General features: G+C 44.8%; 18 protein-coding genes, 2 pseudogenes and 1 riboswitch. Of the genes and pseudogenes, 15 read left to right on the top strand and 5 right to left on the bottom strand.

The window, feature by feature from the left end; genetic code table 11:
• Nucleotides 1–174: 174 nt before the first annotated feature.
• From MHI44_RS17515 to MHI44_RS17505, 3 genes are read left to right on the top strand one after another with little or no spacing between them, the layout of a single operon-like run.
• Entirely contained in the window at nucleotides 175–711 is a 537-nt protein-coding gene (locus tag MHI44_RS17515) for an SdpA family antimicrobial peptide system protein (protein ID WP_101172495.1), read from the top strand.
• A complete protein-coding gene (locus MHI44_RS17510) occupies nucleotides 696–1,625 on the top strand; it encodes a sporulation-delaying protein SdpB family protein (protein ID WP_167408047.1) in 930 nt (309 codons plus the stop codon). The genes MHI44_RS17515 and MHI44_RS17510 overlap by 16 nt, the downstream gene beginning before the upstream one ends.
• Nucleotides 1,622–2,206 carry a sporulation delaying protein family toxin gene (locus MHI44_RS17505; protein WP_003244950.1) on the top strand — a complete coding sequence of 195 codons (585 nt, stop codon included), beginning with the start codon at nucleotides 1,622–1,624 and terminating at the stop codon, nucleotides 2,204–2,206. The genes MHI44_RS17510 and MHI44_RS17505 overlap by 4 nt, the downstream gene beginning before the upstream one ends.
• A gap of 52 nt (nucleotides 2,207–2,258) precedes the next feature.
• Here the strand turns inward: MHI44_RS17505 and MHI44_RS17500 are convergent.
• Nucleotides 2,259–3,156, bottom strand: a pseudogene (locus MHI44_RS17500) (S1 RNA-binding domain-containing protein).
• A 98-nt stretch (nucleotides 3,157–3,254) separates the two neighbouring features.
• On the opposite strand from MHI44_RS17500, the gene MHI44_RS17495 reads away from it, so the two are divergent.
• The 7 genes from MHI44_RS17495 (at nucleotide 3,255) to MHI44_RS17465 (ending at nucleotide 10,520) form a co-directional block, all read left to right on the top strand.
• Entirely contained in the window at nucleotides 3,255–3,746 is a 492-nt protein-coding gene (locus MHI44_RS17495; protein WP_014479415.1) for a YajQ family cyclic di-GMP-binding protein, read from the top strand.
• A 106-nt stretch (nucleotides 3,747–3,852) separates the two neighbouring features.
• Nucleotides 3,853–3,970, top strand: a riboswitch (SAM riboswitch).
• An 89-nt stretch (nucleotides 3,971–4,059) separates the two neighbouring features.
• A complete protein-coding gene (locus MHI44_RS17490) occupies nucleotides 4,060–5,898 on the top strand; it encodes a bifunctional homocysteine S-methyltransferase/methylenetetrahydrofolate reductase (RefSeq protein WP_003245847.1) in 1,839 nt (612 codons plus the stop codon).
• A gap of 89 nt (nucleotides 5,899–5,987) precedes the next feature.
• On the top strand, nucleotides 5,988–6,437 hold the full coding sequence (locus tag MHI44_RS17485; RefSeq protein ID WP_305090547.1) for a GNAT family N-acetyltransferase: 450 nt from the start codon (nucleotides 5,988–5,990) through the stop codon (nucleotides 6,435–6,437).
• Between the two features lie 5 nt (nucleotides 6,438–6,442).
• A complete protein-coding gene (locus MHI44_RS17480; protein WP_305090548.1) occupies nucleotides 6,443–7,291 on the top strand; it encodes a GNAT family N-acetyltransferase in 849 nt (282 codons plus the stop codon).
• Nucleotides 7,292–7,402: 111 nt separating this feature from the next.
• Nucleotides 7,403–8,671 (top strand): MFS transporter, encoded by a 1,269-nt coding sequence (locus MHI44_RS17475; RefSeq protein WP_003233041.1) that lies wholly within the window; start codon nucleotides 7,403–7,405, stop codon nucleotides 8,669–8,671.
• Between the two features lie 8 nt (nucleotides 8,672–8,679).
• Nucleotides 8,680–9,795 (top strand): mandelate racemase/muconate lactonizing enzyme family protein, encoded by a 1,116-nt coding sequence (locus tag MHI44_RS17470; protein WP_339202492.1) that lies wholly within the window; start codon nucleotides 8,680–8,682, stop codon nucleotides 9,793–9,795.
• Nucleotides 9,796–9,890: 95 nt separating this feature from the next.
• Nucleotides 9,891–10,520: a YitT family protein gene (locus MHI44_RS17465; protein WP_009966972.1), complete on the top strand. Its 630-nt coding sequence runs from the start codon at nucleotides 9,891–9,893 to the stop codon at nucleotides 10,518–10,520.
• Between the two features lie 44 nt (nucleotides 10,521–10,564).
• Here MHI44_RS17465 and MHI44_RS17460 read toward each other — a convergent pair whose 3' ends face one another.
• Nucleotides 10,565–11,323, bottom strand: coding sequence for a phosphosulfolactate synthase (locus tag MHI44_RS17460; protein ID WP_086343688.1), 759 nt, complete (start codon nucleotides 11,321–11,323; stop codon nucleotides 10,565–10,567).
• Entirely contained in the window at nucleotides 11,320–12,006 is a 687-nt protein-coding gene (locus tag MHI44_RS17455) for a 2-phosphosulfolactate phosphatase (RefSeq protein ID WP_088325555.1), read from the bottom strand. Before MHI44_RS17455 ends, MHI44_RS17460 begins: the two co-directional genes overlap by 4 nt.
• A gap of 184 nt (nucleotides 12,007–12,190) precedes the next feature.
• On the opposite strand from MHI44_RS17455, the gene MHI44_RS17450 reads away from it, so the two are divergent.
• The 3 genes from MHI44_RS17450 (at nucleotide 12,191) to cysC (ending at nucleotide 14,779) form a co-directional block, all read left to right on the top strand.
• On the top strand, nucleotides 12,191–12,901 hold the full coding sequence (locus tag MHI44_RS17450; RefSeq protein WP_015252390.1) for a phosphoadenylyl-sulfate reductase: 711 nt from the start codon (nucleotides 12,191–12,193) through the stop codon (nucleotides 12,899–12,901).
• Between the two features lie 112 nt (nucleotides 12,902–13,013).
• The gene (gene sat, locus MHI44_RS17445; RefSeq protein ID WP_029317592.1) at nucleotides 13,014–14,183 is read left to right on the top strand and encodes a sulfate adenylyltransferase; all 1,170 of its coding nucleotides are present in this window, start codon (nucleotides 13,014–13,016) and stop codon (nucleotides 14,181–14,183) included.
• A complete protein-coding gene (gene cysC / locus MHI44_RS17440; RefSeq protein ID WP_003245829.1) occupies nucleotides 14,180–14,779 on the top strand; it encodes an adenylyl-sulfate kinase in 600 nt (199 codons plus the stop codon). Before sat ends, cysC begins: the two co-directional genes overlap by 4 nt.
• A 27-nt stretch (nucleotides 14,780–14,806) precedes the next feature.
• Here the strand turns inward: cysC and MHI44_RS17435 are convergent, their stop codons facing one another.
• The gene (locus MHI44_RS17435) at nucleotides 14,807–15,613 is read right to left on the bottom strand and encodes an alpha/beta hydrolase (protein ID WP_003245141.1); all 807 of its coding nucleotides are present in this window, start codon (nucleotides 15,611–15,613) and stop codon (nucleotides 14,807–14,809) included.
• 205 nt (nucleotides 15,614–15,818) lie between these two features.
• Between MHI44_RS17435 and MHI44_RS17430 the strand changes: the two genes are divergently transcribed.
• Nucleotides 15,819–16,457 (top strand): pentapeptide repeat-containing protein, encoded by a 639-nt coding sequence (locus MHI44_RS17430; RefSeq protein ID WP_032721312.1) that lies wholly within the window; start codon nucleotides 15,819–15,821, stop codon nucleotides 16,455–16,457.
• 7 nt (nucleotides 16,458–16,464) lie between these two features.
• Here MHI44_RS17430 and MHI44_RS17425 read toward each other — a convergent pair.
• Nucleotides 16,465–16,800, bottom strand: a pseudogene (locus MHI44_RS17425) (PLP-dependent aminotransferase family protein); the annotation flags it as partial.
• 183 nt (nucleotides 16,801–16,983) lie between these two features.
• Here MHI44_RS17425 and MHI44_RS17420 point away from each other — a divergent pair.
• Complete coding sequence (locus tag MHI44_RS17420) at nucleotides 16,984–18,849, top strand: DEAD/DEAH box helicase family protein (RefSeq protein WP_339202491.1); 1,866 nt, start codon at nucleotides 16,984–16,986, stop codon at nucleotides 18,847–18,849.
• Nucleotides 18,850–18,862: the final 13 nt, after the last annotated feature.

Below are 18,862 nucleotides of genomic sequence, written 5' to 3'. Positions count from 1 at the left end.
TTAAATATATCGAAAAAACCACTATATATCAATCACATATAGCAGTGTAAAATGTCCTGTTTTTTCTTTTAACAAAAATGGGATTTCTCATACTTTTTAACCTTTTTATTACATAAATGTTTTTATATTATGAAAAGTGTAAAAACGATTCTTCAGGTTAAAAGGAGCAGTCGAATGCAGAAATCGATATCATTTTTTTTCATTTTTTCAATCCTTTGGGGTTCGCTATTTCTGTTTTCTATTATTGGCAGCTTAGGGACAACCCCGATTCCGCTGACAAAGGACTCCAAATTTCTCATGTCCAGCATCCTCCCTCAGGGCTGGGGCTTTTTTAGCAAAAATCCGCGTGATACTGCAATCGGCTTATATGAGGCTGAAAATGCCAGCACCAAGGTCAGATGGCCCAATATGAGGGCTGACAACCTATTTGGCCTGTATCGGTATGGGCGGTCACAAGGCGTTGAAATGGGCGTGATCTACAGCCAAGTCGGCAAGGAACAGTGGACAGCATGTAAAGAAAAGGACCTCGGCGCATGCAAAAGCAAAGCCAAAACCGTGCAATTAAAAACACCCGCTCCCCGCCCGCTGCTTTGTGGAAGCTACTATTTGACGAAAGAGGATATTGTTCCTTGGAGCTATTCTAAATACACCCCTTCGTCTTATCAGGTAAAAAGCATAGTCAAGGTTGTGATCTCATGCTCGAAAACATAAAACAGACCATCACCAGATGGGACGAAAGAAACCCGTGGACAAATGTATACGGCCTCGCGCGAAGCATCATTGCGCTATCCAGCCTGCTGACGCTGCTCATCAATCACCCGAGCCTCATTATGAAGCCAGCCAGCGGGATCAGCAGCTATCCAGCTTGTAAAATGAATCTCAGTCTCTTTTGCCTCGGCGAAAATAACTATATGATGTTAAATCTTTTCAGATGGGTCTGCATTGCCATTCTGGTGCTTGTTGTCATTGGCTGGCGCCCCAGAATCACCGGGGTTCTGCATTGGTATGTCAGTTACAGCCTGCAGTCATCGCTGATCGTCATCGACGGAGGCGAGCAGGCAGCAGCCGTCATTACCTTTTTATTGCTTCCCATCACGCTGACCGATCCGAGAAAATGGCATTGGAGTACGAGACCTATAGAGGGCAAAAGAACACTTGGAAAAATAACAGCTTTTATTTCTTATTTTGTGATCAGAATCCAAGTGGCGGTGCTTTATTTTCACTCTACCGTCGCTAAGCTGTCTCAGCAGGAATGGGTGGACGGAACGGCCGTCTATTATTTCGCCCAGGAAAAAACCATAGGCTTCAACGGCTTTTTTCAGGCGTTAACGAAGCCAATTGTAACAAGTCCGTTCGTGGTGATTCCGACATGGGGGACGCTGCTGGTTCAAATTGTCATCTTCGCGGCGCTGTTTGCGCCGAAGAAGCATTGGAGATTGATTTTGATCATCGCTGTTTTTATGCATGAGATTTTTGCAGTCATGCTGGGCCTCATCAGTTTTTCGATTATCATGGCCGGCATTTTGATATTGTATCTCACTCCTATCGATTCCACGATTCAATTTACATATATTCGCAGACTGTTGTGGAATAAAAAACACAAGAAGGGAGAGGTTTCAGTTTGAAGAAGGCGTTTCTAGTATTTTTGTCGGTTGTATTGGTGACGACTGTGTTTTTGGTGAAGCAGCAAGAAAGTGTGGCACAGGCAAAGCAGCTTGAGTATTCAGGTGAGGAAATTTTTAAAGGCTTTGTGTTTGCCCAAGGGGAAGTTGGCAAACAGCTTCCAGAGGTCTTTAATAAAGCGATGACAGACAAACTCAACACAAAACAGGCAAAGGCTTTTGCCAATCAGGTTGTCGCTGATATTAAAAAAGAGGATGCTGACTTTTTTGATAACCTGAAGAAAGCTGTTTACAGCAAAGATGCATTGAAAGTGGATGAACTGCTGAAAAAAGCAGGTCAAATCGTTGAAGAAAAAGTAGAAGCTGCAAAGGAAATCGCCGCTTCCAAGGATGATACATCCAGAGTTCAGGCCGAGCTTGTCAACACTGTTGATACCGCTAACTATTTCTATTATGTTTCTTATGTTGCTGCAGCAGGTGCCCTGATTCTGATCATTCTCGCCATTGATATTACGCCGATTGCGATTTCAGACAATGTGGATCGCGAAATGGCAATCAGAACACTGGTTGATGAATTAAACTAGACATAAAAAAACGGCTCGCTCCGCAGTCTGCTGCAGGCGAGCCGTTTTCATGCTATTTTTTCTCGTATGTCCATCCATTTTCCTGATACACTTTTCCGTTTTTCATCAAATGGCCCAGTGCGCGTTTAAAGGCGGCTTTGCTCATATTAAAACGTTCTCTGATATCGTCAGGCTGGCTTTTGTCACTGTACGGCATGGCACCGTTTCTCATTCTCATATACGTTAGAATGCACTCAGCATCAACTGACATTGCATCCTGTTTTCTCGGAAGCAGCGACAAGTTGACTGAACCGTCTTCTTTCACTTGAATCACCCGGCCTGTGACTCTTGAACCCAGTCTTGGCTCCTCTTTTCTTTCTGACGGGTGAATAAAACAGCGGATACCGTCATCCGTGATCACGAATGAACCCGATGCGATCAGCCTGTACACCGTACCTGTCAGCTCTTTATTCATCAGATCTTCTGAAGCGTCGGTAAACAGTTCGCTGATGATATCTTCCGGCGCTGGTTTCGCAAACATGCGCCCCCGGTTCGTCACCTTCAGCATACAGTAAAGTTTGTCCCCTTTTTGCGGCCAGACATCTTCGTACGGCGGCAAATGCTCAGTTGCGACTAGTGCGTCCTTCGATAAACCGACATCAACGAAAACGCCCATATCTTCCACTTTATCCACCACTTCAACCCAGCCATATTCATCCGCGCTGATGACCGGAATTTTCATCGTGGCCGCAAGCCTTTCCTGCTGGTCGACGTATATAAAGACTTCTACTTCGTCTCTGTCCTCGATATCCTCAGTCATTTCACTGTTATGTAAGAGAATCGTATCTTCCCCATCGGTTAAAAAGTAACCGAAGTCGGTTTGGTGATCTATACTCAAGGTTAATTGCTGCCCTGGTCTCATGCTATCGTCCTTCCTGTTCCGCTTATTCCTCTGCGGATTTTGTTAACATTTTTTCCAATCATCACAAATTGATTCTTTGTTCTGTTGGAAGTTTCTCTTTATTCTACTATAATCAACACATAAGTTAAATGTTATGGAGGTTTTCATATGGCTAAAGAAAGCTCATTTGATATTGTATCCAAGGTGGAATTGCCTGAAGTGCAAAACGCAATCCAAATTGCACTGAAGGAAATCAGTACCCGATATGACTTTAAAGGCAGCAAAAGCGACATTTCTTTAGATAAAGAGGAGCTCGTCCTCGTTTCCGATGACGAATTCAAATTAAGCCAGCTGAAAGATGTGCTGGTCAGCAAATTGATTAAACGAAACGTACCGACAAAAAACATTGAGTACGGCAAGGTTGAAAACGCGTCAGGCGGAACGGTACGCCAGCGTGCAAAGCTTGTTCAAGGCATTGACAAGGACAACGCAAAAAAAATCAATACGATCATCAAAAACTCCGGACTGAAAGTAAAGTCTCAGGTGCAGGATGATCAAGTGCGTGTCACCGGAAAAAACAAAGATGACCTGCAGCAGATTATCTCAGCTGTGCGGGGAGCAGATCTGCCAATTGACGTTCAATTTATAAATTTCAGATAAATTTTCTGATTCCTATTGATTATTGTCTTTATTTTCGGTAAATTTGGAGAAAGGGAAAAACGCCAGGTATCTTTTGGCACTTCCTGACACGAAAATTTCATATCCGTTCTTATCAAGAGAAGCAGAGGGACTGGCCCGACGAAGCTTCAGCAACCGGTGTAATGGCGATCAGCCATGACCAAGGTGCTAAATCCAGCAAGCTCGAACAGCTTGGAAGATAAGAAGAGACAAAATCACTGACAAAGTCTTCTTCTTAAGAGGACTTTTTTTATTTCTCTTTTTTCCTTGCTGATGTGAATAAAGGAGGCAGACAATGGGACTTTTAGAAGATTTGCAAAGACAGGTGTTAATCGGTGACGGCGCCATGGGGACGCTCCTCTACTCCTATGGCATTGACAGGTGTTTTGAGGAGCTCAATATTTCAAAGCCGGAGGAAATTCAGCGCATACATAAAGCGTACGTTGAAGCGGGAGCCAACATTATTCAAACGAATACGTACGGGGCCAACTATATTAAATTATCCAGACACGGGCTTGAGGATGACATCAAAAAAATGAATCAGGAGGCCGTAAAGATCGCGCGGGCTTCAGCAGGCGATGCATACGTGCTTGGAACGATGGGCGGCATACGCACATTTAATAAAAACGCATACAGTCTTGACGAAATTAAGCGCAGCTTCCGCGAGCAGCTGTATCTGCTGCTGCATGAAGAGCCGGATGGCTTGCTGTTAGAAACATATTATGATTTGGAAGAAGCCCGTGAAGTGCTGAAAATCGCGCGCAAAGAGACTGATCTTCCGATTATGCTCAATGTCTCCATGCACGAGCAAGGCGTATTGCAGGACGGAACGCCGCTTTCTGACGCATTGCGCTCGATTGCGGATCTCGGAGCTGATATTGTCGGCATTAACTGCCGCCTCGGCCCTTATCACATGATTGAAGCGCTAAGCGAAGTGCCGATTTTTGATGACGTATTCTTATCCGTTTATCCGAACAGCAGTCTTCCTTCGCTTGAAGAGGGACGGCTCGTCTATGAAACAGACGACACGTATTTTCAAAACAGCGCGTCAGAATTCCGTAAGCAAGGTGCGCGGATTATCGGCGGCTGCTGCGGCACAACGCCGAATCACATCAGGGCGATGGCGGAAGCAGTTGGCGGGCTGGCTCCGATTACGGAAAAAGAAGTCAAAACCCGGGCCAAAGAATTCATTTCTGTTCATCACGAGCGAACCGAGCCCGGCCTGGATGAGATCGCAGCGAAAAAACGCTCTATTATCGTAGAACTGGACCCGCCGAAAAAACTAAGCTTTGACAAATTTCTATCGGCGGCTGCTGAATTAAAAGAAGCGGGAATCGATGCCCTGACACTCGCCGACAATTCTTTGGCGACCCCGCGGATCAGCAATGTTGCCTGCGGTGCCCTTGTCAAGCAGCAGCTCGATATGCGTTCCCTTGTCCATATTACGTGCCGTGACCGTAACATTATCGGCTTACAGTCACATTTAATGGGCCTTGATACGTTAGGGCTGAATGACGTGCTTGCTATTACAGGTGACCCTTCTAAAATCGGGGATTTTCCTGGTGCGACGTCTGTATATGATTTAACATCTTTTGATTTAATCAGGCTGATCAAACAATTCAATGAAGGTCTGTCTCTGTCTGGAAAACCGCTCGGCAAGAAAACGAATTTCTCAGTTGCCGCCGCATTTAATCCTAACGTCCGCCATCTGGATAAAGCGGTAAAACGGCTTGAGAAAAAAATAGATTGCGGCGCAGATTATTTTGTTTCTCAGCCTGTCTATTCCGAGCAGCAGCTTGTCGATATCCATAACGAAACAAAACATCTGAAGACGCCGATCTATATCGGCATCATGCCGCTGACAAGCAGCCGGAATGCCGAATTCATCCATAATGAAATTCCCGGCATTAAGCTGTCTGATACGATTCGCGAAAAAATGGCCCATGCCGGTGAAGATAAAGAAAAGCAAAAGGCGGAAGGCCTTGCAATTGCACGCTCCCTGCTGGATACGGCATGCGAGCTGTTTAACGGCATCTACTTGATAACGCCTTTCCTCAGATCTGACTTAACCGCTGAGCTCACATCATATATTCAGCAAAAAGATGAGCAGCGCCAAAATATCTTTTTGCATTAATTTCCAAAAGACTGCCTGATCGAATCGGGCAGTCTTTTTCAACGAGATTCGTGTTACGATATAGAAAAACAATCATGAGGAGGAACATTATGCTCGAAGTCAAAACCATTTCCGCGGAAGATACATATGAAATCCGGCATCGCATTCTGCGTCCCCATCAATCCATCGAACAATGCAAATATAAAGAGGATCACGCAGAAGGCTCCTTTCATCTCGGCGTGTTTTATGATGGAACGCTGATCAGCATCGCTTCTTTTTCCCCGCAAAGTCAGCCTTTATTAACGGAAGCCCCTGCGTATCGGCTGAGAGGCATGGCAACGCTCGAGGGATATCGCGATCAAAAAGCTGGAAGCACGCTGATCAAACACGCGGAGCACAAACTGGCGGAGAGCGGCGTTCAGGCAGTCTGGTGCAATGCCAGAAGCCATGTGAAAGGCTACTATTCAAAACTTGGCTGGGAAGAACTCGGCGAACCGTTTGAGATTCCCGGCATAGGCACACATATCATCATGTATAAAAAACTCGAAACAAGCAGGTGATCTGTATGAGGGTAATCGATAAGCTGATTAAGCTTCATGAAGAACATACCCCTAGTCTATTGCGGCTTTGCAGGCAAGCCGGGTGGCCGGATTACGGCGAACAAGAGCTGGCACTGCTTGTCCAGCAAGGACGCTTTTTCGGCTATCAAAATGTCAGCGGTGATATTATTTCCTGCATCGGCTTGTTTTTGTTTGGCCGTCTTGCTTCTATCGGCCTCGTTATCGTGGACAAAGAATATCAACGGCTCGGTCTCGGCCGGCGTATGGTAAACGCCTGTATCACCCAAACGGATGAAAACACAGCCATCAGGCTTTGCGCCACAAAAGAAGGTTTGCCGCTTTATGAAAAAGCAGGTTTTCATACGGCAGGTTCAGTGCGAAAGTACAGCTGTCATAGTTTTCAACCTTATACAAAAAAGCTTGACGCTGAACTGACATCCTTTAGAGAACAAGACTTTCACGACTTAACCACGGCGGATCTGGCTGCCTTTGGCGGAGATCGATCAAACCTTTTGCAGCAGCTTATTTCTGCTTCATGCGAATGTATCATCGCCAGAAATCAGGACGGACAGCTCATTGGCTACGGACTTTCTGTACAGACACCGGCCAATTTGAAATTCGGCCCTATCATCGCTCCATCATCAGATGTTGCAGCACAAATAATTAACAGGCTGGCGGCCGGCAAACAAGGGCCGATGCGAATCGATATACCGAGTGAACACACGTCTCTGCATGACAGCCTGATAGAAATGGGATTTCATAAAGATGATGAACCTCCGCTTTTGTTCTATCAGAAAAAAGCGCCTATTCAAAATGGACACTTACATGCTTTGATTTCACAGGCTCTCGGTTAACCCTCTTTTTTCCCGAACAGGTATCTTCTGTTCGGTTTTTTGCTGTCTGATCGCTGAATAAACGAAGCCATCAGGGACATTCTAAGCAGAAGAAAAGGAGTGTGCTCTGAGATGGAATCATCAAAACAAAATAACGGAATGACGATTGTAGCGATCGGTTCAATCCCTTTAATATTAACCCTAGGAAACTCGATGCTTATTCCGATTTTGCCAAAAATGAAATCTGAACTTCATTTATCACAATTTCAAGTCAGTCTCGTGATCACAGTATTTTCCTTGATTGCAGCATTTGCGATTCCGATTGTCGGTTATCTCGCAGACCGATTCTCAAGGAAAGTCATCATTATTCCCTGCTTAATTTTGTATGGTGCCGGCGGTTTGTTAGCCGGGTTTGCGGCAGGTTTTTTTGACAATGCCTATCCTTGGGTCATGGCAGGACGAGCGTTACAGGGAATCGGGGCAGCCGGAACCGGCCCAATTGCCATGGCACTGACGGGAGATCTGTTTAAAGGCGCCCAGGAGAGCAAGGTGCTCGGCCTTGTTGAAGCTTCAAACGGCATGGGGAAAGTGCTGTCGCCGATCATTGGCTCGCTGATCGCCCTGCTTGTCTGGTATGGTGCGTTTTTTGCCTTTCCTGTGTTTTGTATCATTTCGATCGTACTGACTTGGATTTTTATTAAAGAAAAGAAAAAGGAAAAAGAACCGCCACCAATCGGAAAATATGCAAAAGGGCTGTTAAGTGTCTTTAAACATGAAGGCAGATGGCTGTTTACCGCTTATTTAGCCGGTGCGACCTGTTTGTTTACTTTATTCGGCATCCTGTTTTATCTCTCAGATGTTCTTGAAAAAACATACGACACCGACGGCGTGAAAAAAGGCTTAATTTTAGCGATCCCGCTTTTGGTTATGTGTGTGACGTCCTATACAACAGGAAGCAAAATCGGGCAAAAGCAATCGTTAATGAAAAAGCTGATTGTACTTGGATTGGCGTTCATGACCGTATCCTACGCGGCACTGTCATTCATTGAAAATCTTGTCCTTTTTATCAGTGTTCTTGTACTGAGCAGTATAGGCTCAGGTCTTGTCCTTCCTTGTGTGAACAGTTTCATTACCGGGGCTGTCGGCAAAGAAAGACGGGGATTTGTCACCTCGCTGTACGGCTCTGTACGTTTCTTAGGGGTAGCGATCGGTCCTCCGATTTTCGGCCGCCTGATGCAATGGTCCAGACCCGGCATGTTTTTAAGCATCGCGGGATTGACTCTCGTTGTCGGGATTCTTGTGATGATGCTCATCCATGTGAAGCAAAACAATGAAGAAACAAAAGAAAAAGAAGACCCTAAAATGGCTGGCAATCGGCTCCAGCCCGCTGAGGAAAGGTAGCACCCAGTGTGAAAATTGTACGGATTGAAACCTTTCCGCTATTTCACCGATTAGATAATCCATACGGAGATGCCAATGGGTTTAAACGATATCGGACTTGTTATCTCATCAGGATTATCACCGAAAGCGGGATAGACGGCTGGGGAGAATGCGTTGATTGGCTCCCTGCTCTCCATGTCGGTTTTACGAAGCGGATCATCCCATTTCTATTAGGAAAACAGGCTGGCAGCCGCCTGTCATTAGTGCGCACGATTCAAAAATGGCACCAGCGGGCGGCCTCCGCTGTAAGCATGGCGCTGACAGAGATTGCAGCCAAAGCTGCGGATTGTTCGGTTTGCGAATTATGGGGCGGGCGATACAGAGAGGAGATTCCTGTGTACGCGTCTTTTCAATCGTACTCAGACTCCCCGCAATGGATCAGCCGCTCAGTCTCCAATGTTGAAGCCCAGTTGAAAAAAGGTTTTGAGCAAATCAAAGTCAAAATTGGCGGGACTTCATTCAAGGAGGATGTCCGGCACATCAATGCGCTGCAGCATACAGCAGGCAGCTCCATTACGATGATTCTGGACGCAAACCAAAGCTACGATGCCGCTGCGGCTTTTAAATGGGAGCGCTATTTCTCCGAATGGACGAACATTGGCTGGCTTGAGGAGCCTTTGCCCTTTGATCAGCCGCAGGATTACGCTATGCTTCGAAGCCGTTTGTCTGTTCCTGTTGCCGGCGGAGAAAACATGAAAGGCCCGGCGCAATATGTGCCTCTCCTTTCACAGCGCTGTTTGGATATCATTCAGCCCGATGTCATGCATGTCAACGGAATTGATGAGTTTCGGGACTGCCTCCAGCTCGCGCGTTATTTCGGCGTCAGAGCATCCGCCCATGCATATGACGGATCGCTCTCACGGCTCTATGCTTTATTTGCACAAGCCTGTCTGCCCCCATGGTCTAAAATGAAGTACGATCACATTGAACCGATCGAGTGGGACGTCATGGAGAATCCTTTTACAGATCTCGTCAGCCTGCAGCCTTCAAAAGGAATGGTCCACATCCCGAAAGGAAAAGGCATTGGAACAGAGATCAATATGGAGGTCGTCAATCGCTACAAGTGGGATGGCTCAGCATATTAAGCTGGGCCATTTCTTTATTTTGAGACATAAATCATGGACAGCCTCATAAAATGAAAACAGCGGACAAGTCTTTTCATAAAGGAGCAAATGACTTAATGGCTGAACTGCTGATGAAAGCAAAACTTACGTTTATGATTGTCGTAGGCGGCGTACTACAGGGACTCGGCATGTCCTTGTTTTTATTTCCGCATGATATTCCAACAGGCGGTGCAGCAGGTATTGCGGTGCTATTGCATTATCTGTTTCAAATCCCCCACGGATTTTCAGTGTGGGCTGTGAATGTATCAATGCTTTTTACCGCTTTAAAATGGCTGGAGATGAGAACATTCACCGGCACCCTCGCTTCTATCACCGTCACCTCTGTCTCGGTATTGATCTTTGATGCGGTTTTTCCGGATATCACATCTAATCTGTGGCTTGATCTGGCAAGCGGCGCAGTGTTATTGGGACTCGGCATCGGACTTTTATACAAATATAAAATTTCGAACGGAGGATTCGGAGCCCTTGCTCTGATGATTTCTATCTACCGCGGCGGGAATCCTGGAACGATCCTGCTCATCATGAATTGCATCATTTTTATGGTCACCGCGTCTATTATTGACTGGGGCATCGTCATTCAAGCCCTCATATGCCAGGTGATATCGACAAGAGTCATCGACTTCATCTACAACATCCGCCTGACCTCTCTTCCCTATCTCACGCCTATGTACCGCCATAAAAAATAATAGGCAGAGGCTCTCTTCACGACGAGAGCCCCGCAGCCGCTGTTTTACAGAAAAAAGGTATCGGATCTTAGCCCTAAACGCAGCGTTTCCAACGCGATGGCATCATGAAATGGAATATTGGCCAGATTCACATTCGGCCCGATTTTTTGAATAAACCCTTGCTGAAGCATTTTGTTAGGCGCTTCAAAAATCAGCCTGTTGATATCAATATCCGAGGAAATGATGTCGTCAACAATTTGAAACCTGACATCGCCGCTGCTGGAACAGATCCCTCCCGTTCCGCTTTCTCTGGCTTCTGTAATCACTTTTTCCGCGCCCGCTTCCATATCCTCAACGATATATTCAAGCCATTCCTCAGAGCTTTGCCGGCTTGCTAATTCCGCATCCTTGCTGCCCACCTCACTGAGCACAAGAAATTCATCAGAAAAATCAGCAATGTAAGCCGCTTTCTCTTTATTTGTCATCGGGAGCGTACCGTTTGAAATCTCAATATATTCACAGCCGAAATAGGTGCAGTACCGATGAAATTCATTCACTTTTTTCTGGCTTACGTACTTCTCAAACAGTGTGCCGCCAAAGAAAAATGTAATGTCATGTTCTTTCAGTGTGCTGATTTTTTCTTCAAGATCTTTCGTAAGTAATGAGGTGCCCCAGCCGAATTTCACAAAATCAATATAGTCGGACGCTCCAGCTATGACATCTTTGAAAAATTGCAAGGGATAGCCGTTATCAATTAAAATGGACTGCCCGGTTTCTCTCGGCTTGTTTGTTCTCACTGGCAATTCTAGTGAAAAATCATTCATATTATGACCCTCTCTATCGTTGGAACTTCTCCATCTTGTTTCACTTTCATCACAAAATCGCCCGTCAGTTCTTTTGTACAGTAAACGATGTCTTCCGAATCAAACAATGGCTGGCGGCTGTCAAAAAACTTCTCCGCAACAGAAGAGCCTTTTATTCTTTGAATCGCCTCCGCAGCCGTTACCGCATTTGTCCCTTCAATGATGCCTTTGATATACTCCGCACATGCCATATCGTCATCACCGGATGGATGGGAAGCCACTATGTTTATGACACAATCGTTTGCGGCGAGCTTTTTCACATGCTGTGCCGTTGTTTTGGCATTGGAAAATCCAGTTACGAACAGATGCTTTGCGTTCAGCGCCCCCAATGCTGCTGTGACGCCGTTTGTTGTTTTCTGGATCAGGCTTTTATCCGTCATATTCTGCCCAGCCATACGTTTTGGAGAATTATCTAAATCAAATCCGCTGATACCGACCCCCTTTTCCTCTCCCGTCAAAACATAATCCGGATAGGTGTCTTTCAGCGCAAAGGCTTCATCAGCTGTCCGGACCAACAAAATCTCTTTCGCCCCGCCGATAAACGCATAATGGGCGACCGTAAAGGCTCTGATGACATCAATGACGATGTTAATGTCCGCCGGGGCAAGCGAATGATGATGCCCCTGATAAATGGCAATCGGCATACTACCTCTCCTTGGGCATAAAACCATTTTGCTAAAAAGCATATTCAGCCGGGCTCTTAATGGTTCCGCACCTCATTTTAGGCGGGCGCGGCACCTAAAACCTGAACCTTTATGCAAAAAATGAATAGTCTGCCTATAACTCGATCAATAGATAAAAAAAGCAGATGCAAACGGGGGGAAAACATTGAACGAAACCATCACATATGACACTTGGAACGACATGCTGTCCAAACGGATAACGGATCAATTGATCGATGAGCTCGATGTGTTGAAATGGGCTTACCGAACGTACGGAGAAAAGATTGTGTACGCCTGCAGCTTTGGCGCAGAAGGAATGGTGCTTCTCGACTTAATATCAAAAATCAACAAAAATGCACACATCATCTTTTTGGATACCGGGCTTCATTTTCAGGAAACATATGAGCTGATCGAGACCGTCAAAGAGCGATATCCGGGATTTGCAATCCAGATGCTCGAACCCGAGCTGAGCTTAACAGAACAGGGGACGAAGTACGGCGGAGAGCTGTGGAAGCATAACCCGAACCTCTGCTGCCAATTGCGGAAAATCGAACCGCTCAAAAAGCACCTGTCCGGCATGACAGCTTGGATTTCAGGACTGCGCCGGGAGCAGTCACCAACGAGAAAGCATATTCAATACGTAAACCTGGACCAGAAGTTTGAGCTCATCAAAATTTGCCCGCTTATCCACTGGACATGGGATGACGTTTGGACGTACATCCGCCTGCACAATTTGCCTTATAACAAACTGCACGATCAACATTATCCGAGCATAGGCTGTGAAATGTGTACACTGCCTTCCCCGGACCCGAACGATGAGAGGGCTGGAAGATGGGCCGGACGGGAGAAAACAGAATGCGGCCTGCATCAAGAATAGCGGATGGCAGGTTCTTGATGTGAGAATCGAAATGATGTTAAGGCGCTGATGTCAAACTTTCATTAAGTGCAGAAAAGAAAACAAGGAAACGTATAAATGGAGGTTGAACACGTTGAATGGAAACGAACCCCACGGAGGGGTATTAATCAACCGCTGTGATCCCGCATGCCATTTTGAAGGGTGCGCGTGCCAAGCAGAGCTGGATCAGCTTGCACTGAGTGATCTGGAGCTTATTGCGATCGGCGGCTACAGCCCGTTAACAGGTTTTTTGGGAGAAAAAGATTATCATTCCGTTGTGAAAGAGATGAGGCTGGCAAACGGCTTGCCGTGGAGCCTGCCGATTACGCTGCCTGTCGGAGAAAAAACAGCAAAACAGCTGTCTGCCGGAGATCACGTCAAGCTTGTGAAAGACGGTGTTACCTACGGCATGATCACAGTCACCGATATATACCAGCCTGATAAAACACAAGAAGCACTGTCTGTTTTTAAAACAAACGATCCTGCCCACCCAGGCGTAAAAAAATTGCTGGCGCGCCCGGATTACTATATCGGAGGGCCTATCACGGTCAGCCGCCTGCCTGACAAATCTTTCGAACAGTTTTATGCAACGCCCGCTGAAACAAGAGCGGCCTTTCAAAAACTCGGCTGGAAGACGATTGTCGGCTTTCAAACCAGGAACCCTGTTCACAGAGCGCATGAATACATTCAAAAAACAGCGTTAGAAACGGTCGACGGTCTGCTGCTTCACCCACTTGTCGGAGAAACAAAGTCAGACGATATCCCCAGCGATATCAGAATGGAGAGCTACCAGGCTTTGCTTAATCACTATTATCCAAAGGATCGTGTCATGTTATCGGTTTTCCCTGCCGCCATGCGTTATGCAGGTCCGCGGGAAGCGATTTTCCATGCGCTCGTCCGAAAAAATTACGGCTGCACCCATTTTATTGTAGGCCGTGATCACGCGGGTGTCGGCAGCTACTATGGAACATACGACGCCCAAAATATTTTTCAATCATTCACAGAGGAAGAGCTGGGCATCAAGCCGCTGTTTTTTGAGCACAGCTTTTATTGCCGAAAATGCGGAAACATGGGCACCTCCAAAACATGTCCGCACAGCCCGAGAGACCACATCCACTTATCAGGCACAAAAGTGAGAGAGCTTCTCCGCCAAGGCAAAAAGCCGCCTAAAGAATTCAGCCGGCCTGAGGTCGCAGCCGTGCTGATCAAGGGACTTCACCAACAGCCTGTTGCCATCAAGCAAAACAGCGGGGAATTGCAATGACACACAATCCGAACATCATTTGGCATCCCGCTGCCATCTCAAAGTCTGACAGACAGTCCTTAAACGGACACAAAAGCTGCGTCCTTTGGTTTACAGGTTTGTCCGGCTCCGGAAAATCGGTGCTGGCCAATGCTGTCGATGAAAAGCTTTACCGCAAGGGCATTCAGAGCTACGTGCTTGACGGTGATAATATCCGCCACGGCTTAAACAAAGATCTTGGATTTCAGACTGGTGACAGGATTGAAAACATCCGCCGGATCGGAGAAGTGGCGAAGCTGTTTGTCGACAGCGGGCAAATGATTTTAACGGCTTTTATTTCTCCATTCAGAGAGGATCGGGACATGGTTAGAGCGCTCTTTCCTAAAGGTGAGTTCTTCGAAATTTATGTGAAGTGCCCGCTGCATGTTTGTGAACAGCGCGATCCAAAAGGGCTTTATAAAAAAGCGCGAAACGGAGAGATCAAACATTTCACCGGGATCGATTCTCCGTATGAAGCGCCGCTTTCACCCGATTTCATCATTGAGTCAGACCAGACCTCTATTTCCGATGGAGCTGATCTCATCATTAACGCACTGCAAAACAGAGGAATTATATAAAAAACCCGATCAATGTCGGGTTTTTTCTTATGAGTTGGAGAACTGCGCAATCAAACTGTTGATCTTCTCTTTTTCCTCATAAAATGCTCCGTGCCCGCTGTTTGCAAACGGAACCAATTCCGACTGTTTGATGCCGCGCTTCAATTCTTTCGCAAAATCAAACGGCGCAATTCTATCCTTTCTCCCGTGCAGGATCAGCGTCGGCACCTTGATTGCAGCAAGTTCCTTTCTGAGATCTTCGTCTCTTAATGCGATGCCCGAGTGGATCGTCCCGTAGGAGGAGGCCTCCAGCATCAGATTGAGAAACCACTGTCTAAGCTCTGGAGACACTTTTTTCTCAAAAAACTGTTTCCCTAAATCAGCCAGTGTTTTGGGCCGATCAGCTTTGAACAATTCAATCATATCGTCAATATCCTGCTTCCTCATCCCGTACGGATAACCCGGGCGTTTTGTAAACGCGGGGGCCGCCGCAGACAGTAAAATCAGCTTATCAACATCGGCTCCTTCATGCCTTGCCATATAACGGATTGCAATGGCGCCGCCCATTGAAAAACCGGCAAGAATCGCATTCTCAAGCTGCAGCGTATAAATGACTGCTTTCACATCATCGGCCATCGTGTCATAATCGTAGCCTTCCCAAGGGCGGTCAGATTGCCCATATCCCCGTAAATCAACGCCGATAAAACGAAATCCCCTTTTCGGAAGCTCATTCATTTGATATTCAAACATCTTATGATTCAACGGCCACCCGTGCAAAAAGATGATCGGCCTTCCATGTCCGATATCCTCTACAAACAGTGTCACATGCTCCTCGGTTTTGATGTAATGCCCCATTCCGCATTCCTCCTGTTCCCTTTGGCTTTTTCGGCCTGTAAACGCCTTGACGTATAGGAAGCTTTCCATTTATGCTTACAAAACAAGCGGGCTGCTGTACCAAGAAAAGGCTCTTCACGATTTACTATATGTATCAATTTCCTTAACGATCTATTAAATTGAACCCGGAAGCCTCTGTTTTTCGGGCAGCAAAGGATGTCATGACATGAATAAAATCGCAATTCAAAAACCGAACATACCGGAAAACCTGCAAACCGCAGATTTTCATGATGCCGTGACGCAGGATGATGTAATCAGCATGCATTTGTTTGAAGATTGTACAATCTGCGGCGAAGATATCGAAAGACTCTGTGTGGAAAAAACGGTATTCAGAAATGTCGTCTTTATCGATGTGTCTTTTCGGCATATTGAACTGACCGATGTGATCTTTGAAAAATGCGATTTATCAAACGCCGATTTCAGCGGGGCTGTCATTCACAGAACTTCAGTTAAGCAGTCAAAAATGGTTGGAATGAATGTGGCGGAAGCAACGCTCCGGAATGTTTCATTCGAGGAATGCCACGGACATTTCAGCTCATTTTCGTATTCAAATATGAAACAAGTTCGATTTGATCACTGTGCTCTTATGCAAAGTGAATGCAGCGATACGGTGCTCCAGCAGACACACTTTGACGGATGCGAATTGGAAGGCGCCAGCTTTACCGGCACGTCCCTTCAAAACATGGACATCAGCACGTGCCGTTTTGAACAGCTTCATGTCTCCCTCGACAAATTGAAAGGCTGCAAAATCGCACCTGAGCACGCGATTGCCTTCGCCAGGTCACTGGGAGCTGTCATCGTATAACCAAAGCTTAGGACATCATCAGGCGGCGTGCTGTTTCAGCTGCCGCTTTAATGCCAGTTTCCAAATCTCCAAGAGATGCATAGGAATATGACAGCCTGATGCTGTTTCGGTCTTCACCGTCATAAATGCAGCCGGGATTCACAAGCACCTGCCGTTTCAGCAATCCATAAAAGAAACGGCTGACAGGCAGGTTTTTGTGAAATGTCACCCAAATATAAAAGCCGCCTGCGGGAATCCGCCACGTGGCAATGTCCCCGGCATACCGCTCGAGAAAATGAACGGCGGCGTCTCTCCTTTCTTTAAGCTTCCTGCGTACCCAAGTCAGATGCTCTTCGTAATACCCGTGCCTCTAAAGGGCTCTAGTTTGTGAGTTAGACATGTATGGAACTGTTACCAAACTGATTCCCTCTCCTCAAAAAATTCCATTGTCTTATTTTGTCGAAATAGTCCAATAGTATCCCTATCTCATGTGGTTTATAATATATTTTGTATTAAGTTGGAATTTTCAAATCAATGGGGGAAAAATATGACTTACTTTAAAACCGCAAATCCAAACATATTAGAGAACAGCTACTTAAGAGAACCACAAATTCAAGCCTATGAAAAACTTAAAGAACACTTTCTAACTAAACAAAGCACAGAACACGCCCTTGTAGTTTTACCTACTGGTACTGGCAAAACTGGGCTTATGGGAATCGCTCCATATGAAATTTCTGATGGAAAGGTACTAATAATAACTCCTCAAACGGTTATAAGAGACTCAGTACTTGGTTCTCTTGATCCAGCATACCCTAATAATTTTTGGCTTTTCACAAGAATTTTTCAAAATTATACCGAACTACCGTCAGTGATTGAATATGACAAAACCTTAACAGACGAGATATTAGATCAAGCTGATATTGTAATATTGAATATTCATAAACTACAAGAAAGGTTGCATTCTTCCCTAATAAGACGGGTGCCGAAAGACTTTTTTGATTTTATTATTATAGATGAGGCTCATCACTCGGAAGCTAATACATGGAAAAAAGCGCTAGAATATTTTAATAATGCCAAAGTACTAAAAGTGACCGGAACTCCATTCAGAAGTGATGGGAGAAAAATTCAAGGTGAAGAGATTTATACATACAGTCTTGGAAAAGCAATGGCCAAAGGATATGTAAAGAGTCTTGAGAAAATTGATTATATTCCTGATAAAGTGTATTTAACATTAGATAAAAATAACGAAGTGGTTTATACAATAGAAGAAATAAGAAAAATGGGGATAAAAGATGAAGATTGGATTTTAAGATCTGTAGCCTTATCTCCAGAAAGTAATAAAAGCATTATTTCTCAGTCAATACATTACTTAGAGGAGAAAAAAGAAAAAACAAACCACCCACATAAAATTATTGCTGTGGCCTGTAGTATTTGGCATGCCGAACAAATAAAAAATTTGTATGAAGAGCAAGGTTACTTATGTTCAATTGTACACAGTAATTTAGAGAAAACTGAAAGGGAAAAGGAATTTCAAAAAATCGAAAAGCACGAAGTAGATGTAGTTATAAATGTAGCAATGTTAGGTGAAGGTTATGATCACAAATTTTTATCTATAGCAGCTATTTTTAGACCATTTAAAACCCTTCTTCCTTATGCTCAATTTATCGGCAGAGTATTACGTTCTTTATCAGATGAAGATGTAAATGATAACGTGAATGAAGAGGATAACATCGCTGTAGCTATTCATCATAAAGAGCTTGGTTTAGATAAACTTTGGGACTTTTACAAAAAAGAAATTAAGAAAAGAGATATTATAAAGAAAATCAAAGCAGATTACCCAATTGAACCAACAGACCGAGAGCCTAAAAACGTTTCCTTTGGCTATGTAAAAGAGTCAGAAGATTTTAAGACTGAGAAGGATTCTTTTATTGAAAGTGAATTATTGAAAATACGAAAAGAAAAACAAGATGAAGAAAAGAAAAAAATAGAAGAACTGAAAAAGTTATTAAATGTATCTGAAGAAAAGGCCAGATCTTTTTACCAACAAAGCTTGATCTCGCAAGATAAAGAGCGTTATTTAAGACCTGATTTATATTTAAAAAACAAAAAACAAGAGATTGACCAATTAGTAAGAGAGGAAGTAATCCCTCAATTATTGGTTGATTTTAATTTAGATCTTCAAGGTGATGAACTTATTAGGAATCGATTCTTAGTTCCAAGAAAATATTCATTTTTATATCGGCAGGCTAATGAAAATGGGGCTTTACTCGGGCTATACTTTAATATATCATTAAAAGATCATATTGGCGCGGCAAGAAGCGAATGGGAATTAGACGACTATGATCGTGGTATTGACTTTGTTAAAAAGTTAGACTCTCACTTAAGAAGTATAATCACCAAAAATTTAAAGTAAAGAGGTGTTTTAA

The sequence above is a fragment of the Bacillus sp. FSL K6-1366 genome, from assembly GCF_037976695.1.
Taxonomy (GTDB): domain Bacteria; phylum Bacillota; class Bacilli; order Bacillales; family Bacillaceae; genus Bacillus; species Bacillus subtilis.
The sequence above is the reverse complement of the archived record's forward strand: the minus strand, read 5'-3'. Positions and strand labels throughout refer to the sequence as shown.